Genomic DNA, 21,035 nt, shown 5'->3' with positions numbered 1-21,035 from the left:
GAAGCCGAAGGCGCACGAGGAGGCGTCACACCACCCGCGTCGCCGGATTGCCGGGCAGCGTCACCTCCAGCAGCTCCAGGTCCTCCGTCGCCTCGGAATACCGCGTCGCCATCCCGGGCGGGATCACGAAGGCATCCCCCGGCGACAGGCGGAACGGGTCCTTTCCCTCGCCCTCCAGCGTCATCCCGCCCTGCATCACGAAGGTGAAGAGGATATCCCCCTCATGCACCGTCCACGGCGCCACGCCCTTGGACCGCGCCACCATGACCGAGGCGACACCCTTCGTCGCCGCCATGATCCCGGTATCCCGCGCCTCGAAACCGGGGATACGGAAGGGTTTGAAGACGCCATCCTTCCCGATGTCATGGACGAACCGCTGCCCCTCCCACTCCCGCTCGGGCCGGAAGTGCGGGGTGGGCAGCTGCATCTCGTGGTCAATCTCGGTCACATGTTCGGCGGGCACACCGATCTCCACCACCTGCACGCCCTCGGAATGCAACACCTTGTGGCGGATGCCCGGCGGCTGGATGAAGCAGTCCCCGGCGTGGATGCGGCGGATACCGCCTTGATCTTCATAAAGAACATCCACCCAGCCCGCAACGCAGAAGATCAGCTGGAAGCCCACCTTGTGGAAATGCACCATGTCCGGCACCGGCCCGTCGGGCACCCGGATGTGGCTGGCGATCATCGCGCCGCCCAGCCGCGTGGGCACCAGGTCGCGATACTCCATCCCTGCCCGCCCGATCACCCAGGGCGCCTGATCCGCCAGCCGCCGCACGACGAAGGCATGTTCTGTCACCGGCGTCACGACCGGGGGATTCAGCTCGTCGATCTCCACCTTCGTCCCGTTCGGCGCTGTCAGAGACTTCGCGCCCCCCGCAAACCCCGGATCATCGGTCAGGATGCGCAGCGTTCCGGGGGCCTCCGCCGCCCCTTTCTCGATCCGCAGCCGCACCCCATGGCCCGACAGCACCGCCACCGAGGGATTGTCGGCCGGAAAGATCATGTCCAGCCGAAAGCCCAGCGTGTTCGTGTAGAACGGCAGGTCGTCCCGCAGCTCCTGCGTCGGCAGCCGGATCTCGGCGCGGATGTCCTGAGTCATGATCTCTCCTCAATGCGATGATAGGCAGTTTCGGCGTCGTAGATGAAGCGCAGCATCAGATCGGCGGCGCGAGGACCGTCCTGTGCCTCGAAGGCATGAAGCAGCGCCTGCAGGCCGCCGATGATCGTGAGCCGCGCCGCAGGGTCCGGCAGGGTCGCAAAGCGCACCGACTGCACCTGACCGGAATAGCGCTGGATCGCATGGCGAAGCTCACCGTTCCGGACCGCCCCCAGCCAGGCATTCCGAAACGCCTCGGACCCCCGGTGAAACGACGCGACGTCCGCCCCCGCGCGCTCGGCCACTTCCAAGCTCGCGCGCATCCCAGCAAGGTCATCCCCCGTCCTGTCCCGCGCCACGCAGGTCACCGCATGGGGTTCAAGCAGCCGCCGCAAGGTGAAGACCTCGGCAATCCGGTCCGGCGAAAGGTTCGGCAGGGCGAATCCCCGACTGGTGCTTTCCAGATACCCTTCCGAGACCAGTTGCATCAGCGCCTCGCGCACCGGCATTCGGCTGACCCCCAGTTCGGCGGCGATGGCATGGTCGACCAGGCGCGCATCCGGCCCCACCTCGCCGCGCAACAGGCGCAGGCGGAGGGCCTCATGAATGCGGGTGCGATGACTGGTGCGCGACATGACGCATAAAAGTATACTGTTTATGGCAATCGTCTAGAAAAAACGGCAGAAATGGCAAGTTATCGTCGAGAACAGTATACTCCTTATCCCAACCAGCGCCATCACTCGCTTGCAAAGCCGAAAAGCGCTTGCGGGTTTTCCACGATTTCCATAACCCGCAAATGCAGGCATTGTGGGACCGCAAGGTCGGGCCAAACCCGGCCAGGGATAAGATGGTTCAACGTTAAACCATCTTGAGGAGGGGACAGATGGACGATCGGCTGGACGAGGCGAAACAGGCAGCACGGCAGGCAGCGCTGGACTACCATGAGTTTCCGAAGCCCGGGAAACTGGAGATTCGCGCCACAAAGCCCCTCGCGAACGGCCGCGACCTCGCCCGCGCCTATTCCCCCGGCGTCGCCGAAGCCTGTTTGGAGATCAAGGCCGACCCGTCAACTGCCTCGCGCTACACCTCCAAGGGCAACCTCGTCGCGGTCATCTCGAACGGCACAGCCGTCCTTGGCCTTGGCAACATCGGCGCGCTCGCCTCCAAGCCGGTGATGGAAGGCAAGGCCGTCCTTTTCAAGAAATTCGCCAACATCGACTGCTTCGACATCGAGGTGAACGAACCCGACCCGGTCAAGCTGGCTGAAATCGTCTGCGCGCTGGAACCCTCCTTCGGCGCGGTGAACCTTGAGGACATCAAGGCCCCTGACTGCTTCATCGTCGAAAAGCTGTGCCGCGAGCGGATGAACATTCCCGTCTTCCACGACGACCAGCACGGAACGGCAATCGTCGTCGGCGCCGCGGCAACCAACGCGATGATCGTTGCGGGCAAGACCTTCGGCGACATCAAGGTCGTCTCCACCGGCGGCGGGGCCGCGGGCATCGCATGCCTGGAGATGCTGGTGAAGCTGGGCGTGAAGCGCGAGAACGTCTGGCTCTGCGACCTTGAGGGCCTCGTCTACCACGGCCGGGCCGAGCAGATGACTCAGCAGAAGGCCGCCTTCGCCCAAGGCGACAAACCCGCGACGCTGGCCGATGTCATCAAGGGGGCCGACCTCTTCCTCGGGCTCTCGGGTCCCGGAGTCCTGACCCCGGAGATGGTCCAGACCATGGCCCCGAACCCGATCATCTTCGCTTTGGCGAACCCCACGCCCGAGATTCTGCCCGATGAGGCGCGCAAGGTCGCCCCCGGCGCGATCATCGCCACGGGCCGCAGTGACTTCCCGAACCAAGTCAACAACGTCCTCTGCTTCCCCTTCATCTTCCGCGGCGCGCTGGATGTAGGTGCCACCACCATCAACGATGCGATGGAACTGGCCTGCATTGAAGGCATCGCTGCACTGGCCCGCGCCACCACCAGCGCCGAGGCCGCCGCAGCCTATCGGGGCGAGACGCTCAGCTTCGGCCCCGACTACCTGATCCCCAAACCCTTCGACCCGCGCCTGATCGGCGTCGTCGCCAGCGCCGTCGCCAGGGCCGCGATGGAGACGGGCGTCGCGACCCGCCCGCTCGCCGACATTGACGCCTACAAGCGCAACCTCGACGGGTCGGTCTTCAAGTCCGCCCTCCTGATGCGCCCGGTGTTCGAGGCCTCGAAGATGGCCGCCCGCCGCATCGTCTTTGCGGAAGGTGAAGATGAGCGCGTCCTCCGCGCGGCGAACGCGATGCTGGAGGAAACCAACGACCAGCCCATCCTGATCGGCCGCCCCGAAGTGGTCGAGGCGCGCTGCGAACGCTTCGGCCTGCCGATCCGCCCGGGCCGCGATTTCCATCTGGTGAACCCCGAAAACGACCACCGCTACCGCGACTACTGGGGCACCTACCACGAGCTGATGGCGCGGCGCGGGGTGACGCCCGACACCGCCCGCGCCGTGATGCGGACGAACACCACCGCCATCGGCGCCATCATGGTTCACCGCGACGAAGCCGACAGCCTGATCTGCGGCACCTTCGGCCAGTTCAACTGGCACCTGGGTTATGTCCGCCAGATCCTGGCTCGAAACGGCCTCCACCCTGTCGCGGCTTTGTCGCTGATGATCCTCGAAGACGGCCCCCTCTTCATCGCCGACACCCATGTCCACCCCGAACCGACCCCGCAACAGATCATGGAGACGGTGATCGGCGCCGCCCGCCACGTCCGCCGCTTTGGCCTGGCCCCCAAGATCGCGCTCTGCACCCAAAGCCAGTTCGGCAACATGGACACCGCCTCTGCCCGCCGGATGCGCGACGCTTTGGAGATGCTCGACCAACGGGAGCCCGACTTTGCCTACGAAGGCGAGATGAACATCGACGCCGCCCTGGACCAGTCGATCCGCGACAGGCTTCTTCCCGGCTCGCGCTACGAAGGCGCGGCGAACGTCCTTGTGTTTGCGTCCTCCGAAGTCGCCTCGGGCGTTCGCAACATCCTGAAGGTCAAGGCGGGGGGCCTTGAGGTCGGCCCGATCCTGATGGGCATGGGCAACAAGGCCCACGTCGTCACCCCCGCCATCACCGCGCGCGGCCTGCTGAACATGTCAGCCATCGCCGGAACCCCGGTCGCGCATTACGGCTGACCGCTCCTCGTTCGACTTCGTCTTCTCGTCGCAGAAGCCAGGCGACGAGTGACGAGGTCGCAGGCGGGCGAATCGTCCGAGCGCAGGTTTTGCAAACTCGGCGGATCAGGCCATCCGCTCCTTGCTTGTTGGCGTTATTTGCAAATTTTGGCGTCCGCTAACCGCAAATTCTGCAAATCTGTCGCACCCTGCTACCGGTAACACCGTTGCGCGACCGGCATCCCATCGCATACGAACCCTTCAGTGCATCAGCGGGGGGAGATCGCGATGAGCTACGCACAGGTCTATCAGCAGTGGCAGAACGACCCGGAAGGCTTCTGGCTGACCGCGGCGAACGGCATCGACTGGGTGAAACGGCCCAGCAAGGCGCTCGATGACAGCCGCGCCCCCCTCTACGAATGGTTCACCGACGCGGAAGTGAACACCTGCTGGAACGCCGTCGACCGCCACGTCATCGCCGGGCGCGGCAAGCAGCCCGCGATCATTCACGACAGTCCCGTCACCGGCACGAAACACGTCATCACCTACGCCGAACTGCAGGACCGCGTCTCCCGCCTGGCCGGGGCGCTGAAAGCCAAAGGCGTCGAAAAAGGCGACCGCGTCATCATCTACATGCCAATGGTCCCCGAGGCGTTGGAGGCGATGCTCGCCTGCGCCCGCCTGGGTGCCATCCATTCGGTCGTGTTCGGCGGCTTCGCGGCCCATGAACTTGCCGTCCGCATCGACGACTGCGCCCCCAAGGCGATCATCGCGGCCTCCTGCGGCATCGAACCCTCCCGCGTCGTCCACTACAAACCCCTCCTCGACGCCGCAATCGACCAAGCCAGCCACAAGCCCGACTTCTGCGTGATCTTCCAGCGCGAACAAGAGGTTGCCAAACTCACCGAAGGCCGCGACGTCGCCTGGCACGAATTTCAGTACGGCGTCACCCCCGCCGACTGCACCCCCGTCGCCGGCAACCACCCGGCCTATATCCTCTACACCTCCGGCACGACCGGCGCGCCCAAGGGCGTCGTCCGCCCCACCGCCGGGCATCTTGTCGCGCTGAACTGGACCATGCGCGCGATCTACAACTGCGGCGCGGGCGACGTGTTCTGGGCCGCCAGTGACGTGGGCTGGGTCGTCGGTCACAGCTACATCTGCTACGCCCCCCTCATCGCCGGCTGCACCACCGTCGTCTACGAAGGCAAACCCGTCGGCACCCCCGACGCCGCCGCCTTCTGGCGCGTCATCAACGAACACAAGGTCCACGCCTTCTTCACCGCCCCCACCGCGCTCCGCGCCATCAAGCGCGACGACCCCGAGGGCAAACTCGTCCCGAAACTCCCCACCCTCCAGGCCCTCTACCTCGCCGGAGAACGCGCCGATCCCGACACGATCCACTGGGCGCAGAACCACCTGAAGGTCCCGGTCATTGACCACTGGTGGCAGACCGAAACCGGCTATGCCATCGCCGCCAACCCGCTCGGCATCGAACACCTGCCGGTCAAGATCGGCTCGCCGTCCGTCGCCATGCCCGGCTTCGACGTCCAGGTCCTGGACGAAGGCGGCCACCCGGTCAGCCCCGGCACCCTTGGCGCCATCGCGATCAAGCTGCCCCTGCCCCCCGGCACCCTTCCCACGCTCTGGAACGCCGAGGACCGCTTCCGCAAGTCCTACCTCAACCACTTCCCCGGCTATTACGAGACGGGGGACGCAGGCTATATCGACGCCGACGGCTACCTCTACATCATGGCCCGCACCGATGACGTCATCAACGTCGCGGGCCACCGCCTGTCCACCGGCGCGATGGAGGAGGTCCTCGCCTCGCACAAGGACGTCGCCGAATGTGCCGTCATCGGGGTCGCGGACGACCTGAAAGGCCAGTCCCCACTGGGCTTCCTGTGCCTGAACAAAGGATCGAACCGCCCGCATGACGAGATCGTCAAGGAATGCGTGAAACTGGTCCGCGACCAGATCGGCCCGGTCGCTGACTTTAAGCGGGCCGTCGTGGTTGACCGCCTGCCCAAGACGCGGTCTGGCAAGATCCTGCGCGGGACGATGGTCAAGATCGCCGACAGCCAGCCCTGGAAGATGCCCGCCACAATCGACGACCCCGCGATCCTGGACGAAATTGCCCTTGCGTTGCAAACACTGGGCCTCGCTCGCCAATAAAGCGAAGATTACTGGACAGAAGCTGCCATCTGCGGCAATCTTTGCATTATGCAAAGACATCTTTCGCATTTCGGGACGATTCGGGCGTGACACTGGCGGGTGGAAAGACCCAGGCGCTGGCCAATCTCCGCCAGGCGGTTGAGGGGTTGCGCCCCTATCTCTCCTCGACCGACGAACAGGCTGCCCTGCTCCTGATCGAGGAAACTGCCGCCCGACTGGCCGAACCGCAGGCCGTCGGGGTGACTGGCCTCATGGATTTCGACCCCACCCGGCTAAGCCACCTGATGGAAATCACCGGCCCCGAGCTTGCAGTCGAGCTCCTTGCTCGCCTGACGGAAGACCTGACGGCTACCGAAACCAGCCTTTTGTCGGGGGCAGGTGGGCGGAACTGGAAGGCGCTGCGCGAGGGCAGCCATGTGCTGATCTCGCTCTCGGGCTCGGTCGGTGCCATATCCCTGCAGACGATGGCCGAAAACCTGAACGCCATCGCGCACAGCCAGGACCAGGACGCGCTGGACCGGCTGATGCCCCCGCTTGCATCTGAACTGGCCAGCCTGATCCGGCTGATCCGCGGCACCCGACCCGCTGGCGGTGCCACCCGATGAAAGGTGCAACCCCCCTCACGCGGCCTTCGGTGCTTCTGGTTGAAGACACGCTGTCCTTGCAGATGGTCTACCGGTCGATCCTTGCCACCGCCGGTCACCGCGTCGCCGTGGCCGGCACGGCCGAGGACGGTTTGCAGCAATTCCGCGCGCATCGGCCGATGGTCGTGCTGCTGGACCTGATCCTGCCCGACCGCGACGGGCTGGAACTGATGCGCGAAATCCAGGCGCTGCAACCGGAAACCCGGGTCATCGCAATCACCGCCAACGGCTCGGTCAACCGCGCGGTCGAGGCGATGCGGGCCGGGGCCCATGATTTCCTGGTCAAGCCGTTCGACGAAGGCAGGTTCCTGTCGGCCGTCCAGAACGCCTTGGCCGAGGCCACGCCGCGCGAAACAGCAAAGCCCGACAACGGCTCGACCACCCAGACCCGGGATCCGGCGGAAGTCTCGGAAAGCTCGGGCTTCATCGGCACCTCCGACGCGATGCGGCGCATCCATTCCACCATCGGCTCGGTCGCCCGTTCGATGGCAACCGTGTTCATCACCGGCGAAAGCGGCACCGGGAAAGAACTGTGCGCCCTGGCGGTTCATGCCAATTCCAACCGCGCCTCTGGCCCTTTCATCGCCCTGAACTGCGGCGCGATTCCGCAGGACCTGCTGGAGTCCGAGGTCTTCGGCCACATGAAGGGCAGCTTCACCGGCGCGATTTCTGACAAGCAGGGCGCCGCCACCGCCGCCGATGGGGGCACCCTGTTCCTCGACGAGATCTGCGAAATGGCCCCGGCCTTGCAGACCAAGCTTCTTCGCTTCCTGCAGACCTCGACTGTCCAGCCCGTCGGCGCCACGCGCCCGCGCAAGGTCAACGTCCGCATCGTCTGCGCCACGAACCGCGATCCCTTGGACGCCGTTCGCCGCGGTCATTTCCGCGAGGACCTTTACTACCGTCTCTACGTCGTCCCGATCCACATGCCCCCCTTGCGCGAACGCGGGCAGGACGTGATCGAAATCGCCGAAGCCGCACTGGCCCGCTTTGCCCAGGAAGAGGGTCGGGATTTTCACGGCCTTGACCACGCGACACGGTCGCTGATGCAGTCCCTGCCCTGGCCCGGCAACGTCCGTCAGCTTCTGAACGTGATGCGCAACGTCGTGGTGCTGAACGAAGGCGGCTGGGTCACGCCCGACATGCTCCCGCCCGGTCTGGCGGACGAAGGCAGCGCTGGCACTGAACCGGTGGCCGTCATGGCCTCACCGGACGCCCTGACCGCCGACAGCCTACTGGGCCTGCCCTTGGCCGAAGCCGAACGCCGGTTGATCGAGGCGACACTCTCCCTGCACGGCGGCTCAATCCCCAAGGCCGCCCGGGTGCTGGACGTGTCGCCCTCCACCCTCTACCGCAAGATCGAAGCCTGGAACGCCAAGGCCTCCTGACCGCTCCTCGATGACTTTGTCACGCGTCGCTGCCCCCTGCGAGGAGAAGTCGAAGACGAACGACGAGCTGACCCTCAGACGAACTGCTCGCCGATCAGCCGTTCCTCCAGCCCATGACCGGGATCGAACAGCAGCCGATGCCGCACTGTGGGTTCCGACCGCACCTCGACGCTGACCACATCCCGCACCGAGGACCGGCTGTCCGCATCCGCCATCACCGGCCGTTTCTCCGCCTCGACCACCTCGAACCGCACCACCGCATTGGACGGCAACAGCGCCCCCCGCCAGCGCCGGGGCCGGAAGGCCGACATCGCGGTCAGCGCCAGCACATCCGACCCGATGGGCAGGATCGGCCCGTGGGCCGAATAGTTGTAGGCCGTCGACCCCGCAGGCGTCGCCACCAGCGCCCCGTCGCAGACCAGCTCCTCCAGCCGCACCCGCCCGTCGATGGAAACCCGCAGCTTCGCCGCCTGCGGCCCCTGCCGCAGCAAGGACACCTCGTTGATCGCCAGCGCCTCGGTGACCTTTCCCCGCGCGTTCTCGGCCCGCATCGCCAGCGGATGGATCACCGTCTCTTCGGCTGCCGCCAGCCGGTCCGGCAGGTCCTCGACCGCATAGGCGTTCATCAGGAACCCGATGGTCCCGCAGTTCATCCCGTAGACCGGCAACCGCTGCCCATGCGCCGCATGCAGCGTCTGCAGCATGAACCCGTCGCCCCCCAGGGCCACGATCACCTCGGCCACCCGCACATCCGCCTGGCCATAGCGCGCCGTCAGCGCCGCATGCGCCGCCACCGCCGCCGGGGCCTTCGATGCCGTGAACCTGATCCGCACTGCCCGTGCCTCCTGCCTGTCCCGTACTCTTGCCGCCCCTGCCCCGGAACTCAAGCCCGATACGCGCGCCCGTTTCCGATCCACGCCCCCGGTTTCCGCTGCGTAAGATTATTTCGCCCCCACCATGGGACATGTCGCTTTCTTGCCTTTCCCGACCGCGCCCCATGCTCTAAATAGCCCCGCACACCCTGGCCCGGAGGACCTCATGAACGCCCCGCACCGCGACACCGGCTTCTTTACCGAACCCCTGTCCTCCCGCGACCCCGAACTGTTCGGCGCCGTGACCCAGGAACTCGGACGCCAGCGGCATGAGATCGAGCTGATCGCCTCCGAAAACATCGTCTCCCGCGCCGTGATGGAGGCGCAGGGCTCCGTCATGACCAACAAGTATGCCGAGGGCTACCCGGGCAAGCGCTACTACGGCGGCTGCCAGTTCGTCGACGTGGCGGAAAACCTCGCCATCGACCGTGCCAAGCAGCTGTTCAACTGCGGCTTTGCGAACGTCCAGCCGAACTCCGGCTCGCAGGCCAACCAGGGCGTCTTCCAGGCGCTGCTGAAGCCCGGCGACACCATCCTTGGCATGTCGCTGGACGCCGGCGGCCACCTCACCCACGGCGCCGCCCCGAACCAGTCCGGCAAATGGTTCCACGCCGTGCAATACGGCGTCCGCAAGCAGGACCTGGAACTGAACTACGACCAGGTCCAGGAACTGGCGACCGAGCACAAGCCCAAGCTCATCATCGCCGGCGGCTCGGCCATCCCGCGCATCATCGACTTCAAGCGCATGCGCGAAATCGCGGATTCGGTCGGTGCCTACCTCCTCGTCGACATGGCGCACTTCGCGGGTCTCGTGGCCGCGGGCCTCTACCCCTCGCCCTTCCCGCACGCCCATGTCGCCACCACGACGACGCACAAGACCCTGCGCGGCCCGCGCGGCGGCATGATCCTCACGAACGACGAAGAGATCGCCAAGAAGGTCAATTCGGCCATTTTCCCGGGCATCCAGGGCGGCCCCCTGATGCACGTCATCGCCGCCAAGGCCGTTGCCTTCGCCGAGGCGCTGCGCCCCGGCTTCAAGGACTACCAGGCCCAGGTCGTCAAGAACGCCCAGGCCCTCGCGGATGAGCTGATGAAGGGCGGCCTCGACATCGTCACCGGCGGCACCGACACCCACCTGATGCTCGTGGACCTGCGCCCCAAGGGCGTGAAAGGGAACGCGACCGAGAAGGCCCTCGGCCGTGCCCACATCACCTGCAACAAGAACGGCATCCCCTTCGACACCGAAAAGCCAACGATCACGAGCGGAGTCCGCCTCGGCACCCCCGCCGGCACCACACGCGGCTTCGGTGAACCCGAATTCCGCCAGATCGCCCGCTGGATCATCGAGGTCGTCGACGGCCTTGCCGCCAACGGCGAAGACGGCAACGCGGCGGTCGAGGCCAAGGTGAAAGCCGAGGTCGAGGCGCTTTGCCAGCGCTTCCCGATCTATCCGGAGCTTTAAGCGAAAGTAGGGTGCGCTTCAGCGCACCCTACCGGACACTATTCGAAAGAAATCGTAAGGTGGGCAATCTGCCCACCACCCTTCTTATGATCATCGTCTCGCAGACGGAAATGCCGCCGACGAATGCCGTTCCTCTCCAGGATACAGAGGTCGAATTCGCCAGATTGATGCACCACCTGACGCATGCTTACGCATCCGTATTTCTCAGGTGTCTGATCGGGAAAGTGCTCTGCGATCCAACGCGCAGCCGCCGAAATCTCTGCCCATCCATCGACGTCCAACGCCTGCGCAGCCTGCCGTAGCGCCAAGACGAGGCCAGCTCCGGGCCAGAATACTGTGCCGTCCGGTAGGATACCGTTGACCACAGTCTCTTGTAACGCCTCTGACCGGACTGTCTGCGAAGCCTCCTGCAGGACACGCTCAAGATCAGTGGCCGATTCCCTCAGGCGCGCGACATGGGTCCCTATCCGGTCGCAGACAGCCATCAGATCTTCCTGCGCGGTCCGGCAACCTTCCATGGTCCACAGATCATGCTTTTCCATGAAATGGTGGATCAACTCGTTCCTTAGCTGGACCAACTCCCGCAACTCCGCTTTAGTCTGGGCAAAGTCCTCATCGGACATGCCAAGACGCACGACCATTCGAAATCGCGGCGGGCCTTGGTCCTCGTCGTCCTCACCCTCGTCGATTGCGGCTGGTTCTCCGTTGACAAGGACAGAACCGACGAATGCCTTGACCAGGCTTCCCAGGGTCTGGCGCGACACTTCGGCCAATCTGGCCGCACGCACCACGGACTTGGACCGCAACTCTCCAGAAACATCTTGGTACGCGAGGATGGCTTTCAGCTGCACCTCGTACTGCTGAAGGCGCAGCACACAGCGCCCCATTAGGCGTTTCACTTCCTGCTGCGCCTCGTTCAAACGTTCATCCATCAAAAAATTCCGAATAGCTCGCAGCCATCCCAGCACATCCGGGACCATCCTCCAAGACAGAAGCAGGTCGAGATCCAGACCTTGACGTGCAGCCCTCCCCCCGCTCACATCCCCCGACGTAACCGTCAGGACCCGCATGACCACGCCCGAGACCCGTTCCCTTGAGCACCGCATGGGCGACTGGGCTAGGGCCCGCCTGCCCTTCGCCATCGCCGAACTGGTGATGTTCGTCCTCAAGCAAGGTTGGGCCTGCCTGTTCGGCGGCCTCCTCCTTGCAGCCATCCTCCTCACCAAGCTGATCTGGCAACCCGACTGGCCGCTCCACCGGTATGACGCCCTCTTCCTCTTCGCCATCGCCACGCAAGTGATCTTCCTTGCGACGAAACTCGAAACCTGGGAAGAAGCCCGCGTCATCCTCCTCTTCCACCTCACCGGCACAGCGATGGAATGGTTCAAGGTCCATGCCGGGTCCTGGGCCTACCCCGAGCCAGGGATCTTCAAGCTGATGGGCGTGCCGCTCTTCTCCGGCTTCATGTATGCCGCCGTCGGCAGCTACATGGCCCGCGTCATCCGCGTCTTCGACATGAAATTCGCCCCCTACCCCAGCATGTCCCTGACCGTCCTTCTTGCCGTGGCGATCTACGTCAACTTCTTCGCCCACCACTTCCTGCCCGACATCCGCTACGCGCTCTTCGCGGCCACCATCGCGCTCTACTGGCGCACGCGGATCTGGTTCCGCATCCACGACCGGCACTGGTGGATGCCCCTGCCGGTCGCGGCAGTCCTGTCGGCCTTCGCGCTTTGGGTGGCCGAGAACGTGGGCACAGCCACCGGAACCTGGATCTACTCGGGCCAGCTCAAGGGGGAAATGGTCAGCTTTGCCAAGCTGGGGTCGTGGTATCTGCTGTTGTATGTGGCCTTCGTCACAGTGACCCTTGTCAGCCGCAGCGCCCTGTCGGCGACCCCGCATGACCCCGGTCGGGCGGGCGCGATGGCAAACCTTGCCAAATCGTAAACGCCCGCGAGCAAACTTTTGATATCAAAAGGCTATCCGGAAATATCCACCGTGGACAGGGTCAGAAATAGCCCCGCCAGGCCAGCAAGGCCGCAATCGCGATGACCAGCGCCAGCACACCGAAGCCGACCGATCCGACCATCCCGGCAAACAGGTCCCGCTTGCGGTCGACCGGGTCGATGGCGATCAGGTGTTTCAGGCAGACATCATAGGCCTCGGTCACCTCGCCCATGTCGATCTGACCCAGAAGCTTCGGATTCTGCGCCTTCTGCGCCGAGGCCGCCAAGAGCTTGCCCGAATCCCGCACCTTGCGCGGCAGGCTCCGTCCGGCACGCTTCAGCTTGGCCGCAAGCCCCTTGCCCCCAAGACCAAGCCGTTCCTCCAGAAGCTGGGCCACCCGATCCGCCATCTGCTGGATCGTCACCGCACTCATATCGCCACCCCTTCCCACACCCAGACCCGAACCTAGTGGCGAATTCCGGGACGTTCAACTGCCCAGGGCCGACAGGACTGGCCTGAAGCGCCGGGTTTCGCTAAGGAAACCCATGCTTGCCACGATCCGCCACCCGGCCTCGTCCTCCCCGGACGCCCCGACCCTGGTCATCGCCCATGGCCTCTACGGCTCGGGCCGGAACTGGGGCGTCATCGCCCGCCGCCTTGCCGACCGGCGCGACGTGGTGGCCGTGGACATGAGAAACCACGGCGACAGCCCCCGGTTCCCGACCCAGGGCTACCCCGACATGGCCGCGGACCTTGCCGAGGTGATCGAGGCCCTTGGCCCGCATCCGGTCGACCTCATGGGACATTCGATGGGCGGGAAAGCCGCGATGCAACTGGCGCTGACCCGTCCGGACCTCCTCCGCCGCCTGATCGTCGCCGACATCGCTCCGGTCCCCTACAGCCACGACCAGACTCGGAATGCACGGGCGATGGCGGACCTCGACCTGACGCAGATCACCACCCGGGCCGAGGCGGATGCCGCGCTGGCCGGAAAGATCGACGATCCCGCCTTGCGCGCCTTCTTCCTGCAGTCCCTCGACCTGCGCCAGCATCCCCCGCGCTGGCGCCTGAACCTGCCGGTCCTTGAAGCCGAGATGCCGAAGATCGTCGGCTGGCCGGGCACCGCAGGCCAGTTCGACCATCCGACACTGTTCCTGACCGGCGCCGAAAGCCAGTATGTGCGCCCCGAACACCGCGAGACGATCCGAGCACTGTTCCCCAAGTCACGGTTCGCGAAGATTCCCGGCGCAGGCCACTGGCTCCATGCCGAGAAACCGCGCGAGTTCGAAGAGACGGTGCGCGTCTTCCTGGAAGCCTAGCTGATCTGGCGGGCGACGACCCAGGCCACCGGCACCGCCAGCACCGCCCCCGCAGCTGCCGCGATGACGATGGGCCACAGTGTGCCGTAGCCCGCTGTCAGCACGGCCACCACAGCCGATCCTGCCAGAGCTGTCGCGATTATCGAGTAAAGAACCATCATCAGGCGCATCGGGACACCTCCACTGCTGCCAAGTTGAAGCATCGCACGGCATGGAAGATTCCGCCTTGATTCCGGTCAATCCGGATGCCCCGGCTCAGGATTTTTCCAGCACGTCGCGCAGGATGGCTTCGCTCAACGCAACCGGGTTGCCCTTCATCGAAGACGACTCCAGCGCGGCCTGCGCGATGCGGGCGTGGTCCTCGGCTTTGACCCCAAGCGCGGCGAGGTCGGGAAGTCCCGACACGCGCGCCCATGCCTGCAGGTCATGTGGGGCGTCCTCCGCCCGGCAGCCGAGTTGCTCGGCAAGCTCAAAGCAGACCCGGTCAAGCCTGCCGCGAGCAGCCGAAGTCGCGGCGTCGCGGTTGGCTTGCAACACCGGCCCCAGAAGCGCGCCGCAGATCGCACCGTGCGCCGCGCCGGTCAGCCCGCCGATCACTCCGGCAAGACCGTGCACCGCCCCAAGCCCCGCATTGGCCAGTGCGAGCCCGCCGCACAGGCTGATCCAGGCCATGCGGTCGCGCGCGTCCGGATCTTCGGCCGCCATCAGCCGGGACAGGGCGTCGACCGCACCGATCATCGCAGGCAAGGTCAACGCATCGGTGTAGGGCGTCGCCTTGATCGAGACATAGGGTTCGATGACCTGGGTGATCGCGTCGAGGCCCGAGGCCAGCGTCACCGGTTTCGGGCAGCCGTCGGTCAGGGCCGGATCGACGATGGCCAGGCGCGCGACCATCCGGTCATCCCTTAGGCTGACCTTGCGGCCAAGATCCGGCAGGCCGATGACGGCGTTCTTGGTGACTTCCGCTCCGGTCCCCGCCGTCGTCGGGACCGCGATGAAAGGCAAGGGCTCGGCCTTAAGGGGCAGGCCCTTGCCCACCACCTCCAGATGCTCCATCGGCCCATCGGGCGCCGGGATCAGGGCGGCAAGCGCCTTGCCCAAGTCGATCGCCGCGCCGCCGCCCAGACTGGCGACCCAGGCGGGGCGATGGGGGCGTACGGTGGCGAGGGCGGCTTCGAGGTCGGTCAGGCTTGGCTCGCCCTGACAGGATAGGGGGAGGGTTTCGGTCCCCAAAGCATCGACCAGCCAGGCTGCACGGGCAGGGTTGGACCCATGCACCACGATCCCGCGCGGACCGAAGGCGCGGATCAGGGCGGGGGCCTTGGCGGCCTCGCCGCGGCCAAACAGGATGCGTCCGGGACTGGTGATCCCGAACGGGGTCATACTGACATCGTCGCGGCGATGGCCTTGCCCCAGCGGGCGTACTTCGCGTCGCGGGTGGCAGTGTCCATCTGCGGCGTGAAGCGGCGGTCGAGTGCCCAGGACTTGGCGAACTCCTCTGGCCCGCCGATCACACCTGCCTGCATCGCCGCAAGATAGGCGGCCCCCAGCGCGGTGGTTTCCGTCACTTTCGGCCGGTCCACGGGTGCGCCCAGGATGTCGGACAGGAACTGCATGGTCCAGTCGCTGGCCGTCATCCCCCCATCGACGCGCAGGACACCGTCCGCCGCCGCGCCCCAGTCGGCGCGCATCGCCTCCAGAAGGTCGCGGGTCTGGTAGCCGACGCTTTCCAGCGCGGCGCGGGCGAACTCGGCGGGGCCAGAGTTGCGGGTCAGCCCGAAGACCGCCCCCCGGCAATCCGGCCGCCAATAGGGCGCGCCAAGACCGGTGAAGGCGGGGACGAGGATCACGCCCTGCGCTTCTTCTGCCGCCTCGGCGAGAGGGTGGGTCTCCTTCGCCTCGCGGATGATCTTGAGGCCGTCGCGCAGCCACTGAACCACGGCGCCCGCGATGAAGATGGAGCCTTCAAGCGCGTAGGTGGGCTTCCCCTGCAGCTGGTAGGCGATGGTCGTCAAGAGGCGGCTCTTCGACGGAACCCTGTCTCGCCCGGTGTTCAGCAGCGCAAAGCAGCCCGTCCCGTAGGTCGATTTCATCATTCCGGGCGAGAAACAGGCCTGCCCCACGGTCGCCGCCTGCTGGTCGCCCGCAACGCCGAGGATCGGGATCTCGCGGCCGAATAGATCGGCGCGGGTGGTGCCGAAGTAGGCGGCGCAGTCCTTTACCTCGGGGAGGAGGGACATCGGCACGTCGAGGAGGGCGCAGATCTCCGCGTCCCACTCTCCCTTGGCGATGTTGTAAAGAAGGGTGCGGGAGGCGTTGGTGGCGTCGGTGGCGTGGACCGTCCCGCCGGTGAGGTTCCAGATCAGCCAGGTATCGACGGTGCCGAAGGCGAGCTCGCCGCGCTTGGCCTTCTCTCGCGCTCCCTCGACGTGGTCGAGGAGCCACTTGACCTTGGTGCCGGAGAAGTAGGGGTCGAGGAGGAGTCCGGTCTTCGCGGTGATCGCGGGTTCGTGGCCCCCGGCCTTCAGGGCGGCGCAGGTGTCCGCCGTCCGCCGATCCTGCCAGACGATGGCGGGGTGGATCGGCTGGCCGGTCTTGCGGTCCCAGATCAGCGTCGTCTCGCGCTGGTTTGTGATGCCGATGGCGGCGATTTCGGTGGCCTTGATGCCCGCCTTTTCAATCGCGGCCCGGGCGGTTCCGGCCACGGTGGACCAGAGATCTGCGGGGTTGTGTTCTACCCAGCCAGGATGGGGGTAATGTTGGGGAAACTCTTCCTGGGCGGTCGCGACAGGTCTCAGAGAGGCGTCGAACAGGATCGCGCGGGAGGAGGTGGTGCCCTGGTCGATGGCGAGGATATGGGTCATTTATGGGGCCTGCCGGAAGAAGTGTCCACGGTGGACAAACGCGAGAGGGTGAAGGATTTCAACAGGTTGGTCGCGGGCGTTAGGGAAATCTTAACCTCTGGTCAGAGCCGGACGCCAGCACCCGGAGACAAGAATTTTGAGTAAAATTCTTGCCAAATTTCTTCCTCAAGAAATTTGAGCCCGGGCGGAACTGGTGCGCTCCGCCCGGACCCGTGTCAGCTTACTGCTGCCAGGACTTGATCAGCTCGTCATAAGCGATGGTCTTCGGCTCTTCATCCTCGTTTTCGAGTTTGGCCACCGGAGCACCGGGGGCGTCCAGCCAGACCTGGGCGTCCTGCGGCTCGTTCATCTTCGGGCCGATGTCGCCCTGCACGCCGGACTTCTCGATCCGCTCCAGCACTTTCTCCTGCTCTTCGCAGAGGGCATCGAGCGCTTCCTGCGGGGTCTTCGCCCCCGACATGGCGTCGCCGATGTTCTGCCACCACAGCTGCGCCATCTTCGGATAATCCGGGATGTTGGTGCCGGTGGGCGACCACTGAACGCGGGCGGGCGAGCGGTAGAATTCGATCAGGCCGCCGAGTTTCGGTGCGCGTTCGGTGAAGCTTTCGTGCTGGATCGTCGATTCACGCACGAAGGTCAGACCAACATGCGCCTTCTTCACGTCCACGGTCTTGGAGGTGACGAACTGGGCATAGAGCCAGGCCGCCTGAGCGCGGTCCACCGGGGTGGACTTCATCAGGGTCCACGACCCCACGTCCTGGTAGCCGATCTTCTGGCCTTCCTGCCAGTAGACGCCGTGCGGCGAGGGGGCCATGCGCCACTTGGGCGTGCCGTCCTCGTTCATCACCGGGGTGCCTTCGACGACCGATGCCGCGGTGAAGGCGGTGTACCAGAACATCTGCTGGGCAATCGCACCCTGGGCCGGGACGGGACCCGCTTCACCGAAGGTCATGCCCTGAGCTTCCGGGGGCGTGTACTTCTGCAGCCACTCGATCGCCTTGGTCACGGCATAGACGGCTGCCGCGTCGTTGGTGGCACCGCCACGCGTGACGCAAGAGCCGACCGGACGCGAGTTTTCGTCCACGCGGACGCCCCATTCGTCAACCGGCAGGCCGTTCGGTTCGCCCACGTCGCCCATACCGGCCATCGACATCCACGCGTCGGTGTAGCGCCAGCCCAGCGAGGGGTCCTTCTTGCCGTAGTCCATGTTGCCCCAGGCCGAGGCCGGCCCGCCCATGTAGGACATGTCTCGGCCGGTGAAGAACTCGGCGATGTCCTCGTAGGCCGACCAGTTGACCGGAACGCCAAGGTCATAGCCATACTTGGCCTTGAAGTCGTCCTTGGTCTTCTGGTCGTTGAACCAGTCATAGCGGAACCAATAGAGGTTCGCGAACTGCTGGTCGGGAAGCTGGTACAGCTCTCCGTCCGGCGCGGTGGTGAACTGGGTGCCGATGAAGTCGGCCAGGTCCAAGTTCGGGTTGGTGACGGCGGCGCCTTCGCCGGCCATCCAGTCGGTCAGGCTGCGGGCCTGCTGATAGCGCCAGTGGGTGCCGATCAGGTCGCTATCGTTGACGTAGGCGTCATAGATGTTCTCGCCGGTCTGCATCTGCGTCTGCAGCTTTTCGACCACGTCGCCTTCGCCGATCAGGTCATGGGTGACCTTGATGCCGGTGATCGCCGTGAAGGCCGGGGCAAGGACGCTGGCCTCGTAGCTGTGGGTGTCGATGGTTTCCGAGACGACCTTGATCTCCATGCCTGCATAGGGCTTGGCCGCGTCGATGAACCACTGCATCTCCGCCTCTTGTGCGGCGCGGTCCAGGGTCGAAAGCTCGCCGACTTCGGCATCAAGGAAGGCTTTCGCCGCCTCGATGTCGGCCCAGGCGGGGGCGTGCGTGGCCATAAGCGCAAGCGCCATGGCTGTTGCGGTTGTACGAAGTCTCATGTGATTCCTCCCAGAATGTTGAGACGTTTAAGTCACTGTGCCCCGGGCGGTCCTACTCCCCCGCCCGGAGGTCTTTGTTGCCCGCACCTCAGACCCAGCGGAAAACCGCGAAGGCATAGGCGAGGGAGAGGATGAGCGCGCCCCAGAGTGCGTCGGGGCCCGCAAAGAAGAGCCAGCCCAGATGGATGAAGGCCGAGCCCAGAAGGGTGATGAACAGCCGGTCGCCGCGCGTCGTCTCGATCCGCAGGATGCCGACGCGGGGGGTTTCGGGGAACCGGATGGCGAGAAGCGTCATGATGATGAGAAGCGCCGCGATGCACCAGAAGAAAAGCGCCACCGGGAAGGTCCAGGCCATCCAGAAGCCCGGGATAAGCTGCCCGGTCCATTCGCGGACGCCGTCTTCGTCCACAGGGACCGCGAGGACCAGCAGCGCAAGGATTGCGCCCATGATTGCTGCGAGGGTGAGATAGATCGGGGTCCAGCGGGTCTGGGACATCACACCCTCCCCAGGGCGAAGCCCTTGGCGATGTAGTTGCGGACGAAGTAGATCACGAGCGCCCCCGGCACGAGGGTCAGGACCCCGGCGGCGGCGAGGACGCCCCAGTCCATGCCCGAAGCGCTGACTGTGCGGGTCATCGTGGCGGCAATGGGTTTGGCGTCGGTTGTCGTCAGGGTGCGGCTGAGAAGGAGTTCCACCCAGCTGAACATGAAGCAGAAGAAGGCAGCGACGCCGATGCCCGAGGCGATGAGCGGCATGAAGATCTTGATGAAGAACTTCGGGAAGGAGTAGCCGTCTATATAGGCGGTTTCGTCGATTTCCTTCGGGACACCGCGCATGAAGCCTTCGAGGATCCAGACGGCGAGGGGGACGTTGAAGAGGCAGTGCGCCAGAGCCACCGCGATGTGGGTGTCGATCAGGTTCATCGCGGAATAAAGCTGGAAGAACGGCAGCGCAAAGACGGCGGGCGGCGCCATGCGGTTCGTCAGCAGCCAGAAGAACAGGTGCTTGTCGCCCATGAAGCTGTAGCGGCTGAAGGCGTAGGCCGCGGGCAGCGCCACGGTGATCGTGATGACCACGTTCATCGTCACGTAGATCATCGAATTGACGTAGCCCATGTACCAGCTGGGGTCGGTCAGGATCGTCACGTAGTTCTGCACGGTGAAAGCCTGCGGAAACAGCGTGAAGGTCGAGGTGATCTCGGTGTTGGTCTTGAAGCTCATGTTGATCAGCCAGTAGATCGGGATCAGCAGGAACAAGAGGTAGATCGTCATCACGACGGCGTTGGAGCGGATGCGCATCAGCGGTTCTCCTCACGGTCGAGGTTGGTCATGACGGTGTAGAAGACCCATGAGATCAACAGGATGACCAGGAAGTACATGATCGAGAAGGCGGCGGCGGGGCCAAGGTCGAACTGGCCGGTCGCCATCTTGGCCAGGTCGATCGAGAGGAAGGTGGTGGAGTTCCCCGGGCCGCCGCCGGTGACGACGAAGGGCTCGGTATAGATCATGAAGCTGTCCATGAAGCGGAGGAGGACGGCGATCAGGAGGACGCCCTTCATCTTCGGGAGTTCGATGTAGCGGAAGACGGACCAGCGGGTCGCCTGGTCGATCTTGGCGGCCTGGTAATAGGCCTGCGGGATCGACTGGAGGCCCGCGTAGCAGAGGAGTGCCACCAGCGAGGTCCAGTGCCAGACGTCCATCACGATGACGGTGATCCAGGCGTCCAGCGGGTCGTTGGTATAGTTGTAGTCGATCCCCATGGCGGCGAGGGTGTGGCCGAGGAGGCCAATGTCCACCCGGCCGAAGATCTGCCAGATGGTGCCGACGACGTTGAAGGGGATGAGCAGCGGCAGCGCCATCAGGACGAGGCAGAACGAGGCCCAGAATCCGGATTTCGGCATGTTCAGAGCGATGAAGATTCCGAGGGGGACCTCGATGGCGAGAATGATGAGCGAGAACAGGACCTGCCGACCAAGGGCTTCGTGCAGGCGGTCGGAGGTGACCATCTCCTCGAACCAGTCGATGCCGGCCCAGAAGAATTCGTTCTGCCCGAAGGTGTCGTTGAAGGCGTAGTTGACGACGGTCATCAGGGGAAGGATGGCCGAGAAGGCCACCAGCACGAGGACCGGAAGGACGAGGAACCAGGCCTTGTTGTTCTGGGTCTTTTCCATG

19 protein-coding genes are annotated in these 21,035 nt (G+C 65.0%); 7 read left to right on the top strand and 12 right to left on the bottom strand.

The window, feature by feature from the left end:
* Window positions 1-25: 25 nt before the first annotated feature.
* Together E8M84_RS05390 and E8M84_RS05385 are read right to left on the bottom strand one after the other, a co-directional pair.
* The gene (locus E8M84_RS05390; RefSeq protein ID WP_137110127.1) at window positions 26-1,102 is read right to left on the bottom strand and encodes a cupin domain-containing protein; all 1,077 of its coding nucleotides are present in this window, start codon (window positions 1,100-1,102) and stop codon (window positions 26-28) included.
* Window positions 1,099-1,734, bottom strand: a complete 636-nt coding sequence (locus E8M84_RS05385) for a GntR family transcriptional regulator (protein WP_137110126.1) — start codon at window positions 1,732-1,734, stop codon at window positions 1,099-1,101. Before E8M84_RS05385 ends, E8M84_RS05390 begins: the two co-directional genes overlap by 4 nt.
* 248 nt (window positions 1,735-1,982) lie before the next feature.
* Between E8M84_RS05385 and E8M84_RS05380 the strand changes: the two genes are divergently transcribed.
* The 4 genes from E8M84_RS05380 to E8M84_RS05365 all read left to right on the top strand — a co-directional run bounded on the left by E8M84_RS05380 (window position 1,983) and on the right by E8M84_RS05365 (window position 8,457).
* Window positions 1,983-4,271 carry an NADP-dependent malic enzyme gene (locus E8M84_RS05380; protein ID WP_170971853.1) on the top strand — a complete coding sequence of 763 codons (2,289 nt, stop codon included), beginning with the start codon at window positions 1,983-1,985 and terminating at the stop codon, window positions 4,269-4,271.
* A 267-nt stretch (window positions 4,272-4,538) separates the two neighbouring features.
* On the top strand, window positions 4,539-6,425 hold the full coding sequence (locus E8M84_RS05375; protein WP_137110125.1) for a propionyl-CoA synthetase: 1,887 nt from the start codon (window positions 4,539-4,541) through the stop codon (window positions 6,423-6,425).
* A gap of 86 nt (window positions 6,426-6,511) precedes the next feature.
* Window positions 6,512-7,030 carry a hypothetical protein gene (locus E8M84_RS05370; RefSeq protein WP_137110124.1) on the top strand — a complete coding sequence of 173 codons (519 nt, stop codon included), beginning with the start codon at window positions 6,512-6,514 and terminating at the stop codon, window positions 7,028-7,030.
* On the top strand, window positions 7,027-8,457 hold the full coding sequence (locus tag E8M84_RS05365; protein WP_137110123.1) for a sigma-54 dependent transcriptional regulator: 1,431 nt from the start codon (window positions 7,027-7,029) through the stop codon (window positions 8,455-8,457). The genes E8M84_RS05370 and E8M84_RS05365 overlap by 4 nt, the downstream gene beginning before the upstream one ends.
* 74 nt (window positions 8,458-8,531) lie before the next feature.
* Here E8M84_RS05365 and E8M84_RS05360 read toward each other — a convergent pair whose 3' ends face one another.
* On the bottom strand, window positions 8,532-9,290 hold the full coding sequence (locus E8M84_RS05360; protein ID WP_137110122.1) for an NAD kinase: 759 nt from the start codon (window positions 9,288-9,290) through the stop codon (window positions 8,532-8,534).
* A gap of 205 nt (window positions 9,291-9,495) precedes the next feature.
* Between E8M84_RS05360 and glyA the strand changes: the two genes are divergently transcribed.
* Entirely contained in the window at window positions 9,496-10,791 is a 1,296-nt protein-coding gene (gene glyA / locus E8M84_RS05355; RefSeq protein ID WP_137110121.1) for a serine hydroxymethyltransferase, read from the top strand.
* Window positions 10,792-10,829: 38 nt separating this feature from the next.
* On the opposite strand, the gene E8M84_RS05350 is transcribed toward glyA, so the two are convergent.
* Window positions 10,830-11,723 carry an OST-HTH/LOTUS domain-containing protein gene (locus tag E8M84_RS05350; protein ID WP_137110120.1) on the bottom strand — a complete coding sequence of 298 codons (894 nt, stop codon included), beginning with the start codon at window positions 11,721-11,723 and terminating at the stop codon, window positions 10,830-10,832.
* A 136-nt stretch (window positions 11,724-11,859) separates the two neighbouring features.
* On the opposite strand from E8M84_RS05350, the gene E8M84_RS05345 reads away from it, so the two are divergent.
* Window positions 11,860-12,738, top strand: coding sequence for a DUF817 domain-containing protein (locus E8M84_RS05345; protein ID WP_240790288.1), 879 nt, complete (start codon window positions 11,860-11,862; stop codon window positions 12,736-12,738).
* Window positions 12,739-12,799: 61 nt separating this feature from the next.
* Here E8M84_RS05345 and E8M84_RS05340 read toward each other — a convergent pair whose 3' ends face one another.
* Window positions 12,800-13,171: a hypothetical protein gene (locus E8M84_RS05340; RefSeq protein WP_137110119.1), complete on the bottom strand. Its 372-nt coding sequence runs from the start codon at window positions 13,169-13,171 to the stop codon at window positions 12,800-12,802.
* Between the two features lie 112 nt (window positions 13,172-13,283).
* On the opposite strand from E8M84_RS05340, the gene E8M84_RS05335 reads away from it, so the two are divergent.
* Window positions 13,284-14,057 (top strand): alpha/beta fold hydrolase, encoded by a 774-nt coding sequence (locus tag E8M84_RS05335; protein WP_137110118.1) that lies wholly within the window; start codon window positions 13,284-13,286, stop codon window positions 14,055-14,057.
* Here E8M84_RS05335 and E8M84_RS05330 read toward each other — a convergent pair.
* From E8M84_RS05330 to E8M84_RS05300, 7 genes are all read right to left on the bottom strand, one after another.
* Window positions 14,054-14,227 carry a CTP synthetase gene (locus tag E8M84_RS05330; protein WP_137110117.1) on the bottom strand — a complete coding sequence of 58 codons (174 nt, stop codon included), beginning with the start codon at window positions 14,225-14,227 and terminating at the stop codon, window positions 14,054-14,056. The two genes, E8M84_RS05335 and E8M84_RS05330, sit on opposite strands and share 4 nt — an antisense overlap.
* Before the next feature lie 85 nt (window positions 14,228-14,312).
* Window positions 14,313-15,440 carry an iron-containing alcohol dehydrogenase gene (locus E8M84_RS05325; protein ID WP_137110116.1) on the bottom strand — a complete coding sequence of 376 codons (1,128 nt, stop codon included), beginning with the start codon at window positions 15,438-15,440 and terminating at the stop codon, window positions 14,313-14,315.
* Window positions 15,437-16,921: a glycerol kinase GlpK gene (gene glpK, locus E8M84_RS05320; protein WP_137110115.1), complete on the bottom strand. Its 1,485-nt coding sequence runs from the start codon at window positions 16,919-16,921 to the stop codon at window positions 15,437-15,439. The genes E8M84_RS05325 and glpK overlap by 4 nt, the downstream gene beginning before the upstream one ends.
* Before the next feature lie 220 nt (window positions 16,922-17,141).
* Complete coding sequence (locus tag E8M84_RS05315; RefSeq protein ID WP_137110114.1) at window positions 17,142-18,863, bottom strand: ABC transporter substrate-binding protein; 1,722 nt, start codon at window positions 18,861-18,863, stop codon at window positions 17,142-17,144.
* An 88-nt stretch (window positions 18,864-18,951) separates the two neighbouring features.
* Window positions 18,952-19,359 (bottom strand): DUF2160 domain-containing protein, encoded by a 408-nt coding sequence (locus E8M84_RS05310; protein ID WP_137110113.1) that lies wholly within the window; start codon window positions 19,357-19,359, stop codon window positions 18,952-18,954.
* The gene (locus E8M84_RS05305; RefSeq protein ID WP_137110112.1) at window positions 19,359-20,162 is read right to left on the bottom strand and encodes a carbohydrate ABC transporter permease; all 804 of its coding nucleotides are present in this window, start codon (window positions 20,160-20,162) and stop codon (window positions 19,359-19,361) included. Before E8M84_RS05305 ends, E8M84_RS05310 begins: the two co-directional genes overlap by 1 nt.
* Window positions 20,162-21,034, bottom strand: a complete 873-nt coding sequence (locus E8M84_RS05300; protein WP_137110111.1) for a carbohydrate ABC transporter permease — start codon at window positions 21,032-21,034, stop codon at window positions 20,162-20,164. The genes E8M84_RS05305 and E8M84_RS05300 overlap by 1 nt, the downstream gene beginning before the upstream one ends.
* Window position 21,035: the final 1 nt, after the last annotated feature.

This window comes from Rhodobacter sp. SY28-1, from assembly GCF_005222785.1.
GTDB lineage: Bacteria > Pseudomonadota > Alphaproteobacteria > Rhodobacterales > Rhodobacteraceae > Tabrizicola.
Note: the sequence above shows the minus strand (reverse complement) of the source record. Positions and strands in the feature narration are given on the sequence as shown.